The 17,956-nt window shown below is 45.9% G+C and carries 20 protein-coding genes; 17 read left to right on the top strand and 3 right to left on the bottom strand.

Annotation, left to right across the window (positions count from 1 at the left end; all coding sequences use genetic code 11):
• Positions 1–26 precede the first annotated feature (26 nt).
• From AC5YBX_RS06385 to AC5YBX_RS06445, 13 genes are read left to right on the top strand one after another with little or no spacing between them, the layout of a single operon-like run.
• Positions 27–650, top strand: a complete 624-nt coding sequence (locus AC5YBX_RS06385; RefSeq protein ID WP_494524616.1) for a hypothetical protein — start codon at positions 27–29, stop codon at positions 648–650.
• 48 nt (positions 651–698) lie between these two features.
• The gene (locus tag AC5YBX_RS06390) at positions 699–1,346 is read left to right on the top strand and encodes a sigma-70 family RNA polymerase sigma factor (RefSeq protein ID WP_494524617.1); all 648 of its coding nucleotides are present in this window, start codon (positions 699–701) and stop codon (positions 1,344–1,346) included.
• On the top strand, positions 1,339–2,091 hold the full coding sequence (locus AC5YBX_RS06395) for a ChrR family anti-sigma-E factor (protein WP_494524618.1): 753 nt from the start codon (positions 1,339–1,341) through the stop codon (positions 2,089–2,091). The genes AC5YBX_RS06390 and AC5YBX_RS06395 overlap by 8 nt, the downstream gene beginning before the upstream one ends.
• A gap of 23 nt (positions 2,092–2,114) precedes the next feature.
• Complete coding sequence (locus AC5YBX_RS06400) at positions 2,115–3,062, top strand: YbgA family protein (RefSeq protein ID WP_494524619.1); 948 nt, start codon at positions 2,115–2,117, stop codon at positions 3,060–3,062.
• The gene (gene phrB, locus AC5YBX_RS06405; protein ID WP_494524620.1) at positions 3,059–4,453 is read left to right on the top strand and encodes a deoxyribodipyrimidine photo-lyase; all 1,395 of its coding nucleotides are present in this window, start codon (positions 3,059–3,061) and stop codon (positions 4,451–4,453) included. Before AC5YBX_RS06400 ends, phrB begins: the two co-directional genes overlap by 4 nt.
• A 9-nt stretch (positions 4,454–4,462) precedes the next feature.
• Complete coding sequence (locus AC5YBX_RS06410) at positions 4,463–4,897, top strand: nuclear transport factor 2 family protein (RefSeq protein ID WP_494519538.1); 435 nt, start codon at positions 4,463–4,465, stop codon at positions 4,895–4,897.
• 29 nt (positions 4,898–4,926) lie between these two features.
• On the top strand, positions 4,927–5,646 hold the full coding sequence (locus AC5YBX_RS06415; protein WP_494519537.1) for an SDR family NAD(P)-dependent oxidoreductase: 720 nt from the start codon (positions 4,927–4,929) through the stop codon (positions 5,644–5,646).
• Positions 5,646–6,899: an NAD(P)/FAD-dependent oxidoreductase gene (locus AC5YBX_RS06420; protein ID WP_494519536.1), complete on the top strand. Its 1,254-nt coding sequence runs from the start codon at positions 5,646–5,648 to the stop codon at positions 6,897–6,899. The genes AC5YBX_RS06415 and AC5YBX_RS06420 overlap by 1 nt, the downstream gene beginning before the upstream one ends.
• Positions 6,896–7,651, top strand: a complete 756-nt coding sequence (locus AC5YBX_RS06425; protein WP_494519535.1) for a DUF1365 domain-containing protein — start codon at positions 6,896–6,898, stop codon at positions 7,649–7,651. The genes AC5YBX_RS06420 and AC5YBX_RS06425 overlap by 4 nt, the downstream gene beginning before the upstream one ends.
• Positions 7,652–7,684: 33 nt before the next feature.
• On the top strand, positions 7,685–8,965 hold the full coding sequence (locus tag AC5YBX_RS06430; protein ID WP_494524621.1) for a class I SAM-dependent methyltransferase: 1,281 nt from the start codon (positions 7,685–7,687) through the stop codon (positions 8,963–8,965).
• Positions 8,943–9,452, top strand: coding sequence for a DUF2878 domain-containing protein (locus AC5YBX_RS06435; protein WP_494524622.1), 510 nt, complete (start codon positions 8,943–8,945; stop codon positions 9,450–9,452). Before AC5YBX_RS06430 ends, AC5YBX_RS06435 begins: the two co-directional genes overlap by 23 nt.
• Before the next feature lie 3 nt (positions 9,453–9,455).
• A complete protein-coding gene (locus tag AC5YBX_RS06440; RefSeq protein ID WP_494519532.1) occupies positions 9,456–9,962 on the top strand; it encodes a chalcone isomerase family protein in 507 nt (168 codons plus the stop codon).
• Positions 9,959–10,480, top strand: a complete 522-nt coding sequence (locus AC5YBX_RS06445) for a DUF3833 domain-containing protein (RefSeq protein ID WP_475516410.1) — start codon at positions 9,959–9,961, stop codon at positions 10,478–10,480. The genes AC5YBX_RS06440 and AC5YBX_RS06445 overlap by 4 nt, the downstream gene beginning before the upstream one ends.
• 116 nt (positions 10,481–10,596) lie before the next feature.
• On the opposite strand, the gene AC5YBX_RS06450 is transcribed toward AC5YBX_RS06445, so the two are convergent.
• The gene (locus AC5YBX_RS06450) at positions 10,597–11,175 is read right to left on the bottom strand and encodes a VOC family protein (RefSeq protein WP_494524623.1); all 579 of its coding nucleotides are present in this window, start codon (positions 11,173–11,175) and stop codon (positions 10,597–10,599) included.
• 125 nt (positions 11,176–11,300) lie between these two features.
• A complete protein-coding gene (locus AC5YBX_RS06455; protein WP_475516412.1) occupies positions 11,301–11,849 on the bottom strand; it encodes a L,D-transpeptidase family protein in 549 nt (182 codons plus the stop codon).
• A gap of 138 nt (positions 11,850–11,987) precedes the next feature.
• Between AC5YBX_RS06455 and AC5YBX_RS06460 the strand changes: the two genes are divergently transcribed.
• Together AC5YBX_RS06460 and AC5YBX_RS06465 are read left to right on the top strand one after the other, a co-directional pair.
• On the top strand, positions 11,988–12,815 hold the full coding sequence (locus AC5YBX_RS06460) for an ion transporter (protein ID WP_494519529.1): 828 nt from the start codon (positions 11,988–11,990) through the stop codon (positions 12,813–12,815).
• 40 nt (positions 12,816–12,855) lie between these two features.
• The gene (locus AC5YBX_RS06465; protein WP_494524624.1) at positions 12,856–14,367 is read left to right on the top strand and encodes an MATE family efflux transporter; all 1,512 of its coding nucleotides are present in this window, start codon (positions 12,856–12,858) and stop codon (positions 14,365–14,367) included.
• Between the two features lie 87 nt (positions 14,368–14,454).
• On the opposite strand, the gene AC5YBX_RS06470 is transcribed toward AC5YBX_RS06465, so the two are convergent.
• Entirely contained in the window at positions 14,455–14,703 is a 249-nt protein-coding gene (locus tag AC5YBX_RS06470; protein WP_475516415.1) for a DUF2986 domain-containing protein, read from the bottom strand.
• A gap of 119 nt (positions 14,704–14,822) precedes the next feature.
• On the opposite strand from AC5YBX_RS06470, the gene yqfB reads away from it, so the two are divergent.
• Both yqfB and katG read left to right on the top strand, forming a co-directional pair.
• A complete protein-coding gene (gene yqfB / locus AC5YBX_RS06475) occupies positions 14,823–15,152 on the top strand; it encodes a N(4)-acetylcytidine aminohydrolase (protein ID WP_494524625.1) in 330 nt (109 codons plus the stop codon).
• Positions 15,153–15,365: 213 nt separating this feature from the next.
• Complete coding sequence (gene katG, locus AC5YBX_RS06480) at positions 15,366–17,543, top strand: catalase/peroxidase HPI (RefSeq protein WP_494524626.1); 2,178 nt, start codon at positions 15,366–15,368, stop codon at positions 17,541–17,543.
• The last annotated feature ends 413 nt before the right edge of the window (positions 17,544–17,956 follow it).

Genomic DNA, 17,956 nt, shown 5'->3' on the forward strand with positions numbered 1-17,956 from the left:
GGTATTGCTCCACAAAGAGAAATACAGTGATAGACATTAATGTAAACGATAATTTTGCGACGACTATGCCTAAATGCCCAAGGCAAATGGCAGTCATTCCCTTGCCGTTATTTATGTTACCCAATGGCATTCAGCGCCTGCGCATTTATGAGCCTCGCTACTTATCTATGATAGCGCAGGCTGGTGAGCGCGGTGGGTTTGTGATTGCTCGTTTTGATAACGAATTAGCATTTAATGTTCCTAACTGGGGCACTCGTGTGGAGGTGATTGACTTTCATGCGGGCAAGGATGGCATATTAGTCGTTGATGTTAAGGCCATGCACCTAGTGAGTTTAGATAACATGGTGTACAGAGACGATAACTTGTTGTTAGCCGATACCTGTTATAAACCGCACTGGGATCGGTTGAGTATTGACTGCTCGTCAATGGCACTAGGGCACTTGCTTGAACAGCTATTTGAAGACAATGATGCTCTGGGGCAATTATATGGAACAACCCATTTTGATCGTCTAGACTGGGTCTGTGCTCGCTTTTTAGAAATATTACCTTTATCTTTGAATGAAAAGGAGAAGTTCATTCACCCATCGAGTTTTGAACAGTTGACAGTATTTCTCCACAGTTTGATTTTTGGTAACGAAAATATTAATTGATCCATTTAGTTTTTGCTCGCGTAATGCACTTTAATACTTCAGCAATGGTTGGTTAAGATGCAACAAACAGTGAGCAAAAGCTATCCAAAGAGGGAGAGCAACATTAACGCCAATAATATCGAGACTCAGGTTCCCACGGAGCTGTCTCATTGGCTTGAATCGGTTGCTGTGCAACGCGACAAACAGGCATTTACTGAACTGTTTCAGTTTTTTGCGCCCAAAATTAAACGGTTTGGCATAAAACAGTTAGGTAGCGAGGCACAAGCTAATGAGCTGGTGCAAGAAACCATGACCAATGTGTGGCGTAAGGCCCATCTGTATAATGTAGACAAGGGGGCTGCAACCACTTGGGTGTACACCGTGATGCGTAATGCATCATTTGACATGTTAAGGCGTATTAAAGCAAAAAACGAACAAAACCTTGGCGATGATATTTGGCCTATCGATCAGGCTCAAGATGAAGCACAAAGTGAAGAGTCTAACTTTGGCGACCACTTAATGGAGAAGCAGATGTTGAATTATGTCAACACTCTGCCGCCAGCGCAGCAAGCAGTGGTGAAAGGGGTTTATTATCAAGAGTTGTCTCAAGAGCAGTTGGCGCAGCAATTGGGCGTGCCAATCGGCACGGTTAAGTCGAGATTAAGGCTAGCGTTAGCCAAGCTCAAGCAACAAATGGGAGAACAGTACAATGATTAAACATCATCCAACATTAAATGTATTAAACGGTTTTGTTGCTGGTGATTTACCTGCTTCTGTTTCTGTCATTATTGCCAGCCATGTTGAACTTTGCCGTGAATGTGCCAAACAAGTGCAGCAACTAACAGAACAGGCAGCCATGCAGGCATTTGATATAAATGAAGAGGATGATTGGCTCAATGAGCAGTTATCTGAAGCACAATTTACCAATCAAGCATCATTCAGTGATGAGCATGGAGCGAGTCAGCGGCAGTCAACCAGTGAGATAGAGGTTGATTGGGACTGCGCCTCAATGATTGATGCGATTACTGCATCACCTGCAGAGGTAAAATCTGCTGTGGCACAAACCGTCACTGAAATTGAAGTGGCAGGTCAGCGTATTTCGTTGCCTCGGGCGATGAAGTCAATTGGCCTGCGAGAATGGCAAGGACTTGGCAAGTTGTCTCGTGCAAGACTGACCCTTGATGATGATGACATTAGAGCCAGCTTATTGCATATAGATAAGGGGGGCAGTGTGCCGTGCCATACTCATAAAGGGTTTGAAATCACGTTATTATTACAGGGTAGTTTCGATGATGAAATGGGCCATTATACAGCAGGGGACTTTATCTGGCTTGACGGTGACCATACCCATCAACCGATAACGCAAGAAGGCTGTGTCTGTCTAACGGTATCGAGCGATGCAATTCACTTTACCCAAGGTATGAGCCAGTTGCTTAATCCAATAGGACGATTCATCTACTAAAATGAGTAGAGTATGAGGGTGAGATGATGGACAAAAAACTTAAAATTGGCATTAGTGCTTGTGTGATGGGTGAGCCTGTCCGCTATGATAGAGGTCATAAAAAATCCAATTTCTGTGTAGAGCAGCTCAGTGATTTTGCTGATTTTAAGCCTGTCTGCCCAGAAATGGCGATTGGTCTCCCGGTGCCAAGACCGACCATTAGGCAGATCATTCGTGACAATATTATTACGGTATCACGTCCTGATGGCAGCGGTGATGTTACTGAACAGCTAACCGAATTTGGTCAAAAGGCCGCGCAGCACTATGGCGATCTCGCGGGGTTTGTGTTCTGCGCTAAAAGCCCGAGTTGCGGTATGGAGCGAGTTAAAGTGTACCATCATCACGGCAAAGGTTCTGAATCAACGGGCGTAGGCTTGTTTGCTCAGCAAGTTATGCGACTTAATCCGTTATTGCCCTGCGAAGAAAATGGTCGCCTTAACGATCCGGTCATTCGCGAGAATTTCATTACCCGCATATTTACTTATCAAAAGTGGCTCGATCTTAAAGCCAGTGGGATAAGCAAACATAAGTTGATTAATTTCCATAGCGTGCACAAATATTTAGTGATGAGTCACCATGTTGAGAGCTATCGCGAGCTGGGCCGTTTGTTGGGCCGCGCGGATATCGAACTGGACGAACTCGCCGAGCGTTATATTGCTGGCTTGATGGAAGCGTTAAAGAACAAAGCTTCACGTCGAAGCCATACCAATACGCTACAACATTTGCAGGGATATTTTAAACGTGATTTAGATGAGGCGAAGCGCAAAGAACTCACCGATGAGATTGCCGCTTACCATCAAGGATTACAGCCTTTATTAGTGCCTCTGACTTTAATCAAACACTACTTGATTGAGTACCCAAATGAGTACTTGCAAGAGCAAGTGTATTTAAATCCCCATCCTAAAGAGTTGCGTTTGAGGTACGGATATTGAGCTGTATCTTATGGATCCGTCGTGATTTAAGAATCCATGACAACCCCGCCTTGAGTGAAGCCATTGCTCAAGGCGTTAACACCGCCGTATTTATCTCGACGCCAAAGCAGTGGCAACAACATGATTTAGCCCCCATTAAAGCTGACTTTATACGGCGACATCTAGATGGATTTGCTCAGCAACTCGGTGCTTATGGCATCGAGTTTGTCCATTTGTCGGCCACAGATTTTGCTCATCAACAACAAGTGTTGCTGCAATTTTGTCAGGCTAAGGGCTGTGATACTGTGCTGGCCAATACTGAGCCGGAAGACGATGAGGTGGTTCGCGATCGTCACATTGCCCAGTCTGGCTTACACCTTAAGTTATGGCAATGTGATACCATTTTGTCCCCTGGCAGTGTGCTCAATAAACAGGGCGACATGTTTAAGGTGTTTACGCCGTTTAAAAATGCGTGGTTAAAAAGAGTGCAGCAGGTGGGGATTGAATGTGTGCCATCGCCTGCCGCCTCAACAGTATTACCAAGCGATGTCTCTATCGCACCAGTGACGTTTGATTATCCGCAGCTCGACTCCAGTGCTTGGCCGTGCAGCGATGCCGTGATGGCCGAGGTGCTACCGCGATTTTGGCAATATAAGTTATTAAATTACGCCGCGACTCGCGATTTCCCCAGTATTAAAGGTACATCCGGTATATCCCCCTATTTAGCTATAGGCGCCATAAGCCCGCGTTGGCTGGCGTTGCAGTTAATTCAAGCTCAACCTGAGGTGATTTACGATCAACAGCATGGCGCTTTTACTTGGTTAAATGAGCTTATCTGGCGTGATTTTTATCGCCACCTGCTATTCCACTTCCCCAATTTAGTCAAAGGGGATAATTTTCAAACTAAATATCAGTTAGCGCAGTGGCCGGGCAGTGATGAGGCGTTTAACGCTTGGGCGCAAGGTCGAACCGGTTACCCCATTGTCGATGCGGCAATGAAACAGCTGCTTCACACCGGCTGGATGCATAACCGTCTGCGTATGATAGTTGCCAGCTTTTTAACCAAACATCTGTTAGTCGACTGGCACAAAGGTGAGCGTTTCTTTATGCAGCACCTTATCGATGGTGATTTCAGTGCCAATAATGGCGGTTGGCAATGGGCGGCAAGCACGGGCTGTGATGCTCAACCCTATTTTCGTATTTTTAATCCTATCACTCAGAGTCAAAAATTTGATCCCCAAGGTGAGTTCATTCGTAAGTATTTGCCAGAACTTAAAAATGTGCCCGATAAATATATTCATTTTCCCCATGAATATATCGAGAAAAATGGCGTGGTTAGCGAATATTGGCAACCGATTGTTGATCATAAACAAGCACGCTTAAGGGCCTTGGCATTCTACAAATCTTATTAGGACTTATGGATGATGGCGCAATCTTTATGGTTACAGAATTTTATCGCGGTTTACACTGAGCTTTCGACCGATAATTTAGTATCGCTGGAAAAGATCTATCATCCTGATATTGAATTTGTCGACCCAATGCATCAAGTGTTCGGGCTACCGGCTCTGCTTAGCTATTTTACAGGGTTATATCAGCATCTGATCAGTTGTGATTTTGAGATTGAGCATGTGCTCGAAGGGGAGCGTGAGGCTGCGATTTATTGGACTATGACCTTTCGTCATAAACAGCTGCGTGGCGCTAGCCCTATTTCTGTTCAAGGCCATTCTCATCTAAAGGCGCAGGACAATAAGGTAATTTATCACCGCGACTATTTAGATGTGGGGGCGATGTTATATGAACACATTCCACTACTTGGCCGTGTCATTCGCGCCATCAAACAGCGCGCGGCTAAATAATGTCGATGCCAGCAAAGCAGGAGGATAAGATGCGTATTATGATAACGGGAGCTACTTCTGGCATTGGTCGGGCCTTAGCCGTATCTTATGCTAAGGCCGGTCATCACATTTTAGCTTGCGGCCGCAATCAGCAAAAACTGGATGGTTTGGTTAAGGAATATCCCAACATCACCCCACTGTGTTTCGATTTAACTCAATATCAGCAATATCCAGTAATTGATAAGGTCGATTGGCCGTTAGATCTATTGATTTTTAATGCGGGAGATTGCGAATACATCGACGATGCTTTGCATTTTGATGCCAAGCGGTTTGAGAGAGTTATTAACATCAATTTAATTTCAGTTGCTTACGGCTTACAGTCTTGGCTTAATTTGGTAAGGCCCGGTGGTCGATTGGTGATGGTTAGTTCTAGCGCTGAGATGTTAGCCTTACCCCGAGCCGAAGCTTATGGCACATCAAAAGCGGCGTTAACTTATCTGGCTAAGGTGTTATCGATAGATTTGGCTCAGCATGATATTGAGGTTAGCTGTGTCCATCCTGGTTTTGTCGATACGCCATTAACCGAGCGAAACACTTTTGCCATGCCTATGTTGATGACCACAGAGCAAGCCGCCACTAAGATTATTACTGGTGTGGCTAAAGGTAAGCGTGATATTCGTTTTCCGGGGTTATTTATATTTACAATGAGATGCTTACAGTTACTGCCATTTTCCATTTGGCGTCGCTTAGCGATAAGGATAAATAAATAATGAAAAGGATCGCCGTGATTGGCTCTGGCATTTCAGGATTAACCTGTGCCTATTTGCTCGATAAGCAGTACGACGTGACTGTGTTTGAGAAAAACGATTATGTTGGTGGCCACACTGCCACGGTTGATATTACCCATCAAGATAAGCAATATGCTATCGATACCGGTTTTATCGTATTTAACGACAGAACTTATCCCTACTTTAATCGTTTACTTGAGATGTTAGGTATTGCTGGTCAGCCTACCGAAATGAGTTTTAGCGTACATAATCGTCAAACTGGGTTTGAATATAACGGTCATGGTCTCAATTCATTGTTTGCGCAGCGCAGAAATATCTTTCGTCCTCAATTTTGGCGTCTCATCAGCCAAATTTTGAAATTCAATAAATTGTGTAAGCAAGCCTATAGTGAGCAAGCGATTGCACCTAACGCCACCTTAGGTGATTTTTTACAGCAACATGGTTTTTCTGACTTTTTTAGCCAACATTATATTTTACCCATGGGTGCTGCCATTTGGTCGACTAGTTTGGCCGAGATGAAGCAATTTGAACTGAAGTTTTTTATCCAGTTTTTTTATAATCACGGCCTACTTAATATCTCTGACAGGCCACAATGGTCAGTGGTGCCCGGTGGCTCGCGGGTCTATGTCGAGGCCATCTTGGCTGAATTGTCTAAACCGGTATTGACTGAGTCCCACATCGAGTCGGTCCGCAGAACATCTGATGGCATCGTGATTAAGCTGGTTAATAATGATGCTTTAGTGTTTGATGAGGTGATTTTTGCCTGTCACTCAGATCAGGCATTAGCCCTGCTAGGCGATGCCAGCGATGAAGAACAGTCGGTATTAGGTGCCATTCCTTATAGCCGAAACGAAGTGGTGTTACATACCGACATTGCACTGTTGCCCAAAAGGCCACTGGCCTGGGCCAGCTGGAATTACATGCTCGATGACAATCTTAATCGACCTTCCTGTGTCACCTATAATATGAATATCTTACAGGGCATTGATAGCGACAGTACTTTTTGTGTCACCCTCAATCAGAGTGACGAAATTGACCCCAATAAGGTATTACGTCGGTTTGTCTATCATCACCCCGTGCTTAATGATGCTAGCGTCAGAGCCCAACAACAGCGATCACAGATATGTGGCCAACGTGGCACCCATTTTGTTGGCGCATATTGGTATAACGGCTTCCATGAAGATGGCGTGCGTAGCGCGTTGGATGTCACTAAACGTTTTGGCCTGACCTTATGAGCCAAGATGCCAATATAGAGCACAGTGGTATTTACAAAGGAGAGGTGCGCCATCGTCGCTATGGCGATATCACTCACGCCTTCAACTACAAGATGTACATGATGGGGATCGATTTAGATGAGTTGCCACAACTGATGCAACGCAGCAGGCTGTTTGGCAGGGATTGGTTTAATCCAATTCGGTTTTTAGAAAAAGATTATCTTAAGAATGAACCTGGCAGCCTTAAGCAGCGTATTGGTGACAAAGTCAGGGCGTTAGGTGGTGAATGGAATGATGATTGGCGGGTACTGATGTTGGCACAATGTCGCTGCATGGGTATCTATTTTAGTCCGATAAATTGCTACTTTTGTTATGACGGAGCGGGTGAGTGTCGTTATATGCTAGCGGAAGTGAGCAACACCCCATGGCAACAGCGACACTATTATTTACTGGCGCTGGGGCAAGAGCTGAAAGTGAAAAAAGCCTTTCATGTGTCGCCATTTATGGAAATGAATATGACTTATCATTGGCGCATTACTCCGCCAGCAAACAAGGCGCTAGTGCATATTGAGAATCACCAACATAGTAAAGTTTTTGATGCGACTTTGGCTTTAACAAAATTCCCAGTGAGCCAAGGTGAGCTCACTAAAACCTTGCTTGCAGCGCCTTCGATGACACTCAAAATGGTGCTAGGGATATATTGGCAAGCATTGAAACTATTTATTAAACGGGTGCCGTTTATTGCTCACCCGGGATCAGATGAAAAAACATAAATACGACAGTAATGTCCGATTAGCGAGGTTGAAATGGAACAGCTTGTAAAACAAAATCAAACGCTTAACCCTCGTCATGCTTTAGTGAATACTGGGGCTAACCAAAAATATAGAGCGTTGATTGTCAAGCTTTTAGCGCAGCTGCAGGATGCCAGCATCGAGCTTATCGAAGGCGACAAGCATCAAATACTGGGTGATAGAGAGGCCCAACTGAGTGCGCAAATTGTGGTGCATGACAGTAGTTTTTATAAAGACATTATCCAAGGCGGCAGCATAGGTGCAGCAGAGGCCTATTTAGATGCCAAATGGACCAGCCCAGATTTAACCCATCTCATTCAAGTCATGGCGAGAAACCAAGCTAAGCTTGATGCTATCGAAAGCAAGATGGCTTGGGTCACAAAGGTGAAAAACCTCTTTTTACGTCGCAAAAACCTCAATACCGAGCAGGGCTCTAAGCGTAATATTTTGGCCCATTATGATATTGGTAACGACCTGTATGAGCGCTTTTTAGATTCGAGTATGCTCTACTCGTGTGCGGTATATAGTAGTGAAGCCACCAGCTTAAGTGCCGCACAGCTCAATAAAATGCACACCATCTGCCAAGGGCTTGAATTACGCTCAACTGATCATGTTGTTGAAATTGGTACAGGTTGGGGGGGACTTGCCATCTATATGGCGCAGCATTATGGCTGCAAGGTGACCACCACCACGATTTCAGATGCCCAATATGCCTTTGCTAAGCAGCGTATCGAGCAAGCGGGCTTAAGCGAGAAGATCACCTTACTCAAGCAAGATTATCGCTTACTCGAAGGGCAATATGACAAGCTAGTCTCCATTGAAATGATTGAGGCCGTGGGCCATGAGTACCTAGGCACTTTCTTTGAAACCTGCTCAGGGTTACTCAAAGCCGATGGCAAAATGCTGATCCAAGCCATTACCATTGCCGATAGCCGTTATGATAAATACCGTAAAGGAATTGATTTTATTCAAAAATATATCTTCCCTGGCGGCTGTTTACCTTCGGTAGCCGTGATGACATCACATATGGCGTCGCGCACCGACTTGGTGGTGAGTGAGATAAATGATATCGGCTTACATTACGCCAGAACCCTCAATGATTGGCGCCAAGCTTTCGAGCAGCGTTGGGATGAGTTAGTTAAACTTGGCTACAGCGATGAATTTAAACGTTTGTGGTTATTCTACTTTTGTTATTGCGAAGGTGCCTTCAAAGAGCGGGTGATCAGCACGCATCATCTGGTTGCCAGAAAACCCCGTTATGTGGGACAAGCCGATGAAGCGATTTTGGATTATTAACTTACTGTTATTTCAGCTATGTTGGTTTAGCGCCGCCTTGCTTGGCGACAATGCAGCGCTGGCTATGATTTTGCTTATCGCACTGCATTTTTTACTGTCGCCCACTCGCAAAGCCGATGCTAAGTTACTCTTGTTGGTGCCAATTGGTATCGCGGTGGATAAGCTACAGCTTGAATTTGGTGGTTTTAGCACAGTCGATGTGGGCTTTCCCCTCTGGCTCGCTTTACTCTGGTGCATCTTTATCATCAGTTTTAATCACAGTTTACAGTGGTTAACTCGGCAGAAGAGTTGGGTTGTTGTCTTGTTTGGCGCCATTGGTGGTGCCAGCAGTTACTGGGCTGGCATTCAGTTTGGTGTATTACAGGCCCGTTGGAATGAACTCATGCTGGTGGGATCACTCATGCTGGTGTGGTCGCTGCTAATGCCGCTACTGATCACTGGCTATCGGTTGTTACAGCCGCCAGCGCTTGCCAATATAACGAGGTGACTTATGTTTAAATGGTTAGCTGTGATGCTACTCAGTAGCAGTGTTTATGCCTCTCCCATTAGCCAGCTTGAAAAGATTGGCGCCGGAGAGATGACCTATCTATTTTGGACCTTATATCGCGCCGAACTGTTTGCCAGTGAGCGGCCATTCTCAATAGAGGCAGGTACAGATGACAAAAAAATCAAAGCGCTGCGTATCGAATATTACAAAACCATAGATAAACAGGCATTAGTCGAGGCAACCGCAGAGCAGTGGCAACACCTAGGCTATAGCCCCGCCGATATTGCCCAATGGGTCGCGCCACTGCAGCGTATTTGGCCCAATGTGGCCCCAGGCGATAGATTAACTTTGCTGGTTAATCAAAGTGGTGAGAGTCAGTTTTATATGGCAGATCAATTAATAGGGAAAATAGATGATCCCCGCTTTGGTGAGGCTTTTTTAGCGATATGGTTGTCTAAAAATACGTCTGAGCCCAAGCTTAGGCGACAACTTCTGGGGTTAAGCCAATGAAATATTTGATGTCACTGTTATTGTTGTTACTGGTTACGGCATGTGGTTCAGCCAGTTTAGAGGAGCATAGAGGCACTCAACCTGAATTAAAGTTAGAACAATTTTTTGATGGCAAGTTAAAGGCTTACGGCATTGTGTTAGATCGTTCGGGCAATTTATTACGTCGCTTCGAGGTCGATTTAGTCGCTAATTGGCAAGGCGCTAACGGCGAAATCAAAGAGTGGTTTGAGTTTGACGATGGTGAAAAGTCGACTCGAATTTGGCAGCTAAAGAAAGTGGCTGAGAATCAATATGAAGGTCAAGCCGGTGATGTGATTGGTATTGCCAAGGGTAGGACCCAAGGCTCGGCGTTATTTTGGCAGTATGATTTAGATATTGTAGTCGATGGCGAGACCTACCAAGTGACCCTAGATGATTGGATGTTCCTACTCGATGAGAACCGTCTATTTAACAAGACAGACATGAGCAAGTTTGGTTTTAAAGTGGGTGAAATAATTCTTTATATTGAAAAAATCTAGTCAATGACATTGATAATCGCATCGGCGATAATACGTTAGCCGATGCGTTTTTGTTGCTGATGATGCAGGGTTACCTTGCATAACCCATGAGCTCATGCGTCCAACATCATTAAGCGTTACTCTTTGGCCTCTGATGCGATAATGGTTTTAATACCATGGGCATGCACTTTGATACAGAGGTTAGCGCGCTTAAAGGCGATGGTCGGATTGGCTAAGCGTTCATGCTCTCCTTGGGGGGAGCTGCATTTTACCTTGATATCTGTTGTACCTGCTAACACTGGCGCCAGAGTGGGGACAGCATTAAGTAGTTGCTGGCTGAGTTGCTCAATATTTTGTGCTTCGCCTGGCAAAACCACCTCGATGTGCTCCCACCCTTCACAGGGATAATGCTTATTACTTGGGTAGGGCAGTTCGACGCAGTCGATAAGCATATCACCCAGTTGCAGTGGCGTATTAAGCGCGATGATTAATATCGGCCGGCCATTAATCATGTTGTTAGAGATAATATGGCCTTGTTGGCCAAAATAGTCTTTAAGCAGCTCGGCGCCAGTCTCTGAGTTAACACGTACGGCGACATGATCGCAAGCAAGCCCTAGGGTATCAAGTTGTAATTCTTGTAAAAACTCTTGAATACCATGGCTAAACTGCGGCCAGCTATGTTCAAGTTCGTCTAGGGTAATGTGGGTTTTTGTCATCGCATTGGACTCTTTTACTGACATAAAAAGATAGTGGTGAGTGCAGGATGAGCTATTAAAATCCTCCTGCTAGTGTCAAATGGCATTAACACCATAAACATCATAGTGCTAGTGTGTGACTAACGTTACGGCCAGATCTCTATGGGCGTTCCTGTTTCTATCGCCTGCCATAACTCATCGATTTCATGGTTTTTCAAGGCGATACAACCATCGGTCCAGTTGAGTCGCTGGGCTTCATCTGGGGTTAATGACGAATTGGGGTTCTGGCCGTGGATCATGATTTGTCCACCAGGGTCTATCCCTAAGGCGGCGGCGCGTAATCTATCTTCTTCATTGGGATATGAGATATGAATCGCACGGTAGTAGGCACTGTCGGCTTTTTTGTAGTCGAGAAGGTAGCGTCCTTCAGGGGTGCGCTGATCGCCTTCTTGAAGCTTATGTCCCGTGGGGCGATCGCCCATGGCAATCGTATAGCGGCGCAGTACTTTGCCATCGCGCATTAATTGCATACTGGCTTGTGATTTATTCACAATGACTAAATCGACTTTACCAATCTGGTCAGTACTGTGGTTAGAGCCATGAAAGCTGGCAGATTGCTGGCTCGAGGTGGCCCAAGTTGAACTAGTATTGAGCAGTAAGGCGCACAGTAAGAGCTGTTTAAAAAGTGTTTGCATGGTCATTGATTGATAAATAAAACCGCCGTTTGGGTGTTCATCATACCTTATTTTAGATTAAGCTGGATCAGTTTGTTGAACCCATTATTATGCACATTTTCTCCGCTGCTGATACATATAAAAGGATGTTAATTTCTGATGAACGCCACCCCTGAGTTGTCTCGCCGCGAAAAATTACGCGATATCATTTTTGGTACCGATACTAAGGCTGGCCGCTATTTTGACTTGGTCTTAATCGTTTGTATTGTCCTTAGTGTGGCGTTGGTTTTCCTTGATACTATCGAAAGTGTTAATAGCCGCTACGGCACATGGATCCGTATTGCCGAATGGGGCTTTACTGGCATTTTCACCCTCGAGTATCTACTGCGCTTATACTGCTCGGCGAAACCTTGGCAATATGCTCGCAGTTTTTACGGGGTTGTTGACTTGTTATCTATATTACCCAGTTACTTGGCGCTATTTTTCCCTGGTGCTAACTTCACCTTAGTGATCCGAGTGCTGCGCTTGTTCCGTATCTTTCGAGTGCTTAAGCTACTGCGGTATTTAAGTGAGGGAAATGTTTTACTGCGGGCGATGATGCAATCGAGCCGTAAAGTATTCCTGTTTTTCTTCTCGGTCAGCCTGATTGTGATGGTGTTGAGTGCGGTTATGTATGTGGTTGAAGGGCCGGAAAATGGTTTCTCCTCTATGCCTCAATCCATCTATTGGACCATAGTGACCATTACGACGGTGGGCTATGGTGATATCACCCCGCAAACGCCGCTTGGTCAAGGTATTGCCGCTTTTACTATGTTGATAGGCTATTCCATTATTGCCATTCCAACGGGGATCTTAACCTCCGAGATCTCTCAAGAGGTGGTGCGTAGAAAAGATCTCCGCCGCTGTAGTAACTGTTTAAAGTCGGGCCATGAGTTAAACGCCCTATATTGTGATAAGTGCGGCAGTGAGCTTGAGACCGATCTTTAATCTGCAATATTGTCTATTTTACCCTCTATAAAGGATACACATGACTAACGCAAAGTTTGTCGAAGGCCCGATAATGCGCCACATCTTGGTGATGAGTTCCACCGCCGCTATCGGGATCTCGGCGTTATTTGTGGTCGACCTTATCGACATCTTTTTTCTCAGCTTATTGGGAGAGCAAGAGTTAGCTGCAGCAGTTGGGTACGCGGGTACCATCTCATTTTTTACTACCTCTATCGGTATCGGATTGTCCATCGCACTAGGCGCGTTAGTGTCAAGAGCCATAGGCGCCAAACAGTTTGCCCAAGCTAAGCGATTGCTGCTCAATAGCGCGGTGGTAACATTACTCGTGGCCATAGTGGTCGCTATGGTGGTGACCTATTTTATTCCCGAGCTTATTGCGTTAGTCGGTGCCAGTGGTCGCACCGCCCAGTTAGCTGCTGATTACCTATATATCTTGGTGCCTTCGATGCCACTAATTTGCCTAGCGATGGCGCTTGGCGCTGCGCTGCGCGCCGTGGGGGATGCTAAGTTATCCATGATATCGACACTGGCCGGTGGTGGCGTCAACCTGATTTTTGACCCTATCTTTATCTTCTTATTTGCCATGGGAATAGAAGGTGCCGCGCTGGCGTCGGTGCTGGCGCGTGTGGCTGTTCTCATTATTGCCGCGCGCGGCGTCATGGTTAAGCACCAGTTGGTCGGCAAGTTTGATTTAACCGCCTTTAAGCAAGATCTTCGCCCCATTTTTGCTATTGCCGGGCCGGCAATGATGACCAATATTGCAACCCCTATCGGCAATGCGGTCGTTACCCGTGCGATTGCCGATTTTGGTGACAGTTATGTCGCCGCTTGGGCGGTATTAGGCAGACTCACGCCAGTGGCCTTTGGGATGATATTTGCGTTGTCCGGCGCGGTCGGCCCTATTGTGGGACAAAATTTTGGCGCGAGAGAGTTCGATAGGGTGAAAGAGATCTTAACCAAGGCGCTGCTGTTTTGCAGCGTTTATGTGATCTCGATATCGCTATTATTATTTGGACTTAAAGAGCAGATCATTGTGATTTTTGCCATGCAGGGTGATAGCGCCGAACTGATCCGTTTTTTCTGTAGTTATATTGCGGTGTTCTTCGTGTTTTCCGGAGCGCTGTTTGTGGCTAATGCGTCATTTAATAATTTGGGTAAAGCCAAATACTCAACTGTGTTTAACGTGGGGAAAGCGACGCTGGGGACGATTCCATTTGTTTATTATGGTGCGCAGTGGGGTGGGGTTGAAGGGGTCTTAATTGGCCAAGTGTTGGGCGCGATTGTGTTTGGTGTCCTCGGCGTGTGGACCGCATACCGACTCGTTGATAAGGTGCAACAGCAGCAAATTCTGTTAGTGGGTTTTGAGGTAAATACCGAGTCAAGGCCTCTCGATGACGAACTGAGCCCATCGAGTCCTAATCCATTATCATCATCTTGTGCTCAAATGGCGCAGCTGAGTGAAGAGCAAGATTGCGAAGCCAGTAATCGGGTCTCAGAGCTCATTACGGGTAAACCAGTGGCTAGAGACTAGTGTGATAGAACGTTGGAGGGGGGGGGGGAAGTTCAAGGCGTCCGAGTCTGAGGTGGTAAAAGACCGACGCCTAGCAAGGTGAGGCGATTAAGCTTGAGTTTCACTTTCAGTGCTGGTTGGCTCTGTAGGTTGGTCACTGGCCTGCTCGTTGTCGCTCGCTTCTGTTCCATTTTTGGTAGCATTGGCTTTGGCAGCTAATTCAGCTTGTTCACGAGCTAGCTCTTTGGCGCGATCGCCTTTAGAGATATACTTCTTGATCGTAGGAGCCGTATGCTTGTTGAGACGCGCTTTAGCACGTTTTGCGGTCTTTTTGATTATCTTCTGTTTTCTGTTCATTGGCTCCACCTTAATTAACTCAAAATAGGGCTTAGCTTCGAGAGAGCATAAACCGGGGGCGGATTTTAACTCAATCTCAAGCAGGCGGCTATAGGCAAACATTCTAATCGAGACAATTTATGACAATTAATCCTGTAAGTGAGATCACTTTTTTTGAACGCTTTGAGGCCGATATTCTCTCTGGGGCGAAAAATATTACCTTAAGAGATGAATCAGAGTCCCATTTTAAGGTTGGCCAAGTGTTGCATGTTGCGACCTTTGAAGATAACCGTTGGTTTTGCGACATTAAGGTTAATCGTGTCGAGACGGTCGCGTTTGATGCACTAAACCTTGAGCATGCATCGCAAGAAAACATGACACTAGATGAGCTAAAGCAGGTGATAAGAGCAATATATGGCAATATTGATCAATTGTATTTAATTGGTTTTGAAGTGATTAAACGCCAATAATCCGCTGTGGTTTTGCTGTGGTTTTGCTGTGGTTTTGCTGCGGTTTAAAGAGGGCTGCCGCTCTCCAAAGAGTAAGGAGTACAGCACTTATCTAATCGGTAAAGTCTATCGTAACGATTGATAGACTTTACTGGCCAAAAGTGGGGCTAAGGTACTATAAATAATAGACCTTTATAACTAACCTGTTGTAAAGCAGGGAAGGAGATAGTGCTCATGTCTAACAGTAAATGTCCGATGCATCATGTTGCAGGAAGTGGCACAGCAAATAAGGATTGGTGGCCAAACCAATTACGGCTTGAGATGTTGACTCAACACTCATCCAAGTCTAACCCCATGGAGGAGGGGTTCGATTATGCCAGTGAGTTTAAAAGCCTAGATCTTAAACAAGTTAAGCAAGACTTACACACCCTGATGGGAGATTCTCAAGACTGGTGGCCGGCAGATTTTGGCCACTATGGGCCGCTGTTTATTCGTATGGCATGGCATAGTGCCGGTACCTATCGAATTAGTGATGGCCGCGGTGGCGGCGGCCGAGGTCAGCAGCGATTTGCGCCGTTAAATAGCTGGCCAGATAATGGTAACCTCGATAAGGCGCGCCGCCTATTGTGGCCGGTTAAACAAAAATATGGCCGTAAGATCTCATGGGCTGATTTAATGATCTTAGCGGGTAATGTGGCATTGGAGTCAATGGGGTTTGAAACCTTAGGTTTTGCCGGTGGTCGCGAAGATGTGTGGGAGCCAGAAAACCATGTCAATTGGGGCGCAGAAACCACTTGGTTGGCCGGAGACAAACGTTACTCTGGTAATCGAGAACTCGACAACCCTCTTGCTGCAGTGCAAATGGGGTTAATTTATGTCAATCCTGAAGGGCCTGATGGCAATCCCGATCCCCTTGCTGCAGCCCATGATATTCGTGAAACCTTTGCCAGAATGGCAATGAATGATGAAGAAACTGTAGCCTTGATTGCCGGTGGGCATACCTTCGGTAAAACTCATGGCGCCGGAGATGCGGCCTTAGTTGGTCCTGCGCCAGAAGAGGCCCCCATTGAGTTACAAGGACTCGGTTGGCACAATCGTTTCGGAAGCGGCAAAGGGGCCGACGCTATAACCAGTGGACTTGAAGTGACCTGGACTCAATCACCGACTCGTTGGAGCCATCACTTTTTTGAAAACCTATTCGGTTACGAATGGGAATTAACCAAGAGCCCGGCTGGCGCACACCAATGGCGCCCTATAGGTGGTGCGGGGGCTGATGAGATCCCCGATGCACACGATGCCGGTAAACGCCACGCACCATCAATGTTGACCACTGACTTATCGTTACGCTTTGATCCGGCCTATGAGAAAATATCACGACGTTTCTTAGCCCATCCCGATGAATTTGCCCAAGCATTTGCTCGTGCTTGGTTTAAGTTGACGCATCGCGATATGGGGCCACGTGCTCGTTATTTGGGCGAAGACGTTCCATCAGCAGAGATGATTTGGCAAGATCCTATTCCTCAAGCCGATTATGAGAGCATCGATAGGCAAGATATCAGCGATTTAAAACAGGTCATTGCAGCCAGCGGACTGAAGATATCTGAGATGGTGTCAACGGCATGGGCATCGGCAGCTACGTTTCGAGGCTCAGATAAGCGGGGTGGCGCCAATGGCGCAAGAATTCAATTAGCGCCGCAAAATGGCTGGCCTGTCAATCAACCCCAACAGTTGTCGAAGGTTTTGGCAACTTATAGCCAAATTCAAGCCGACTTTAATCAGGCACAAATAGGTAAACAGGTCTCCTTGGCCGATCTTATTGTGCTAGGTGGTGGTGTCGGTATTGAACTTGCTGCGCGTCATGCTGGGCGTTCTATCAGTGTGCCCTTTACTCCAGGACGCACAGACGCCTTAGCCGAACAGACTGATATAGACTCATTTGCGGTACTCGAACCCGTTGCCGATGGGTTTAGGAATTATCTTGATGATAATCTCAAGGTACCCGCTGAGGCTTTATTAGTTGATAAAGCGCAGTTAATGGACCTAACGGCACCAGAAATGACGGTACTACTGGGTGGTATGCGAGTGTTGTCTACCAATGTGGATGGATCACCGCATGGGATGTTGACCGACAGGCCTGAAATTTTAACCAATGACTTTTTCACCAACTTGCTGAGTATGGACACCGAATGGAAACCCACATCCAGCGATGAAACCTTATTTGAAGGCTTTGATCGTGCAACGGGTGATCTTAAGTGGACAGCCACCCGAGTGGATTTAGTATTTGGTTCAAATTCAGTGCTCAGAGCCTTAGCAGAAGTTTATGGCAGCGACGATGCACAAGATAAGTTTATCGATGATTTTGTTGCGGTGTGGCATAAGGTGATGGAGCTAGATCGTTTCGATTTACGTTAGTATTTATTGTACAAAAAGTACGACTTAGACGGCTCAACTCATTTAATTTATGACGGATAACTGCTATGACAATAAGATGCCTAGTAGCATGAGCCGGCTCATGCAAGGTGCCGCTTAGTTTAAGCGGCACCTTGCATACTGACATTTTTGTTTTGGTGCAGCGGCGATAAGTCTGCAATATCTAGGGTGTTAAACGTGGGAGGCGGTGATAAAACTTTACGTTGATAATGTTAGTGATTAAGGGTGCTGTAGAGGAAGGTTAACGGATGGATTTTTTATCCAGCGCAAAGGCGCGAATATGTTAGCATGCACTTAAGTGAACCAATATGTTCACTTTCAAGTACAAGTTTGATGGCCTATCACACTTAAGCCATGATTATTTTTGTATAGTGCTCGGTGCGTTTAAACGTCGT

The organism is Shewanella sp. 492 (assembly GCF_059338445.1).

Excerpts from the sequence above, each read along its gene's own strand:
- AC5YBX_RS06465 (WP_494524624.1), top strand. The coding sequence starts at position 12,856 with ATGACTAACGCAAAGTTTGTCGAAGGCCCGATAATGCGCCACATCTTG.
- AC5YBX_RS06445 (WP_475516410.1), top strand. The coding sequence starts at position 9,959 with ATGAAATATTTGATGTCACTGTTATTGTTGTTACTGGTTACGGCATGT.
- yqfB (WP_494524625.1), top strand. The coding sequence starts at position 14,823 with ATGACAATTAATCCTGTAAGTGAGATCACTTTTTTTGAACGCTTTGAG.
- AC5YBX_RS06435 (WP_494524622.1), top strand. The coding sequence starts at position 8,943 with ATGAAGCGATTTTGGATTATTAACTTACTGTTATTTCAGCTATGTTGG.
- AC5YBX_RS06410 (WP_494519538.1), top strand. The coding sequence starts at position 4,463 with ATGATGGCGCAATCTTTATGGTTACAGAATTTTATCGCGGTTTACACT.
- AC5YBX_RS06395 (WP_494524618.1), top strand. The coding sequence starts at position 1,339 with ATGATTAAACATCATCCAACATTAAATGTATTAAACGGTTTTGTTGCT.
- AC5YBX_RS06425 (WP_494519535.1), top strand. The coding sequence starts at position 6,896 with ATGAGCCAAGATGCCAATATAGAGCACAGTGGTATTTACAAAGGAGAG.
- AC5YBX_RS06430 (WP_494524621.1), top strand. The coding sequence starts at position 7,685 with ATGGAACAGCTTGTAAAACAAAATCAAACGCTTAACCCTCGTCATGCT.
- AC5YBX_RS06400 (WP_494524619.1), top strand. The coding sequence starts at position 2,115 with ATGATGGACAAAAAACTTAAAATTGGCATTAGTGCTTGTGTGATGGGT.
- AC5YBX_RS06450 (WP_494524623.1), bottom strand. The coding sequence starts at position 11,175 with ATGACAAAAACCCACATTACCCTAGACGAACTTGAACATAGCTGGCCG.
- katG (WP_494524626.1), top strand. The coding sequence starts at position 15,366 with ATGTCTAACAGTAAATGTCCGATGCATCATGTTGCAGGAAGTGGCACA.
- AC5YBX_RS06440 (WP_494519532.1), top strand. The coding sequence starts at position 9,456 with ATGTTTAAATGGTTAGCTGTGATGCTACTCAGTAGCAGTGTTTATGCC.
- AC5YBX_RS06420 (WP_494519536.1), top strand. The coding sequence starts at position 5,646 with ATGAAAAGGATCGCCGTGATTGGCTCTGGCATTTCAGGATTAACCTGT.
- AC5YBX_RS06470 (WP_475516415.1), bottom strand. The coding sequence starts at position 14,703 with ATGAACAGAAAACAGAAGATAATCAAAAAGACCGCAAAACGTGCTAAA.
- AC5YBX_RS06455 (WP_475516412.1), bottom strand. The coding sequence starts at position 11,849 with ATGCAAACACTTTTTAAACAGCTCTTACTGTGCGCCTTACTGCTCAAT.
- AC5YBX_RS06460 (WP_494519529.1), top strand. The coding sequence starts at position 11,988 with ATGAACGCCACCCCTGAGTTGTCTCGCCGCGAAAAATTACGCGATATC.
- AC5YBX_RS06415 (WP_494519537.1), top strand. The coding sequence starts at position 4,927 with ATGCGTATTATGATAACGGGAGCTACTTCTGGCATTGGTCGGGCCTTA.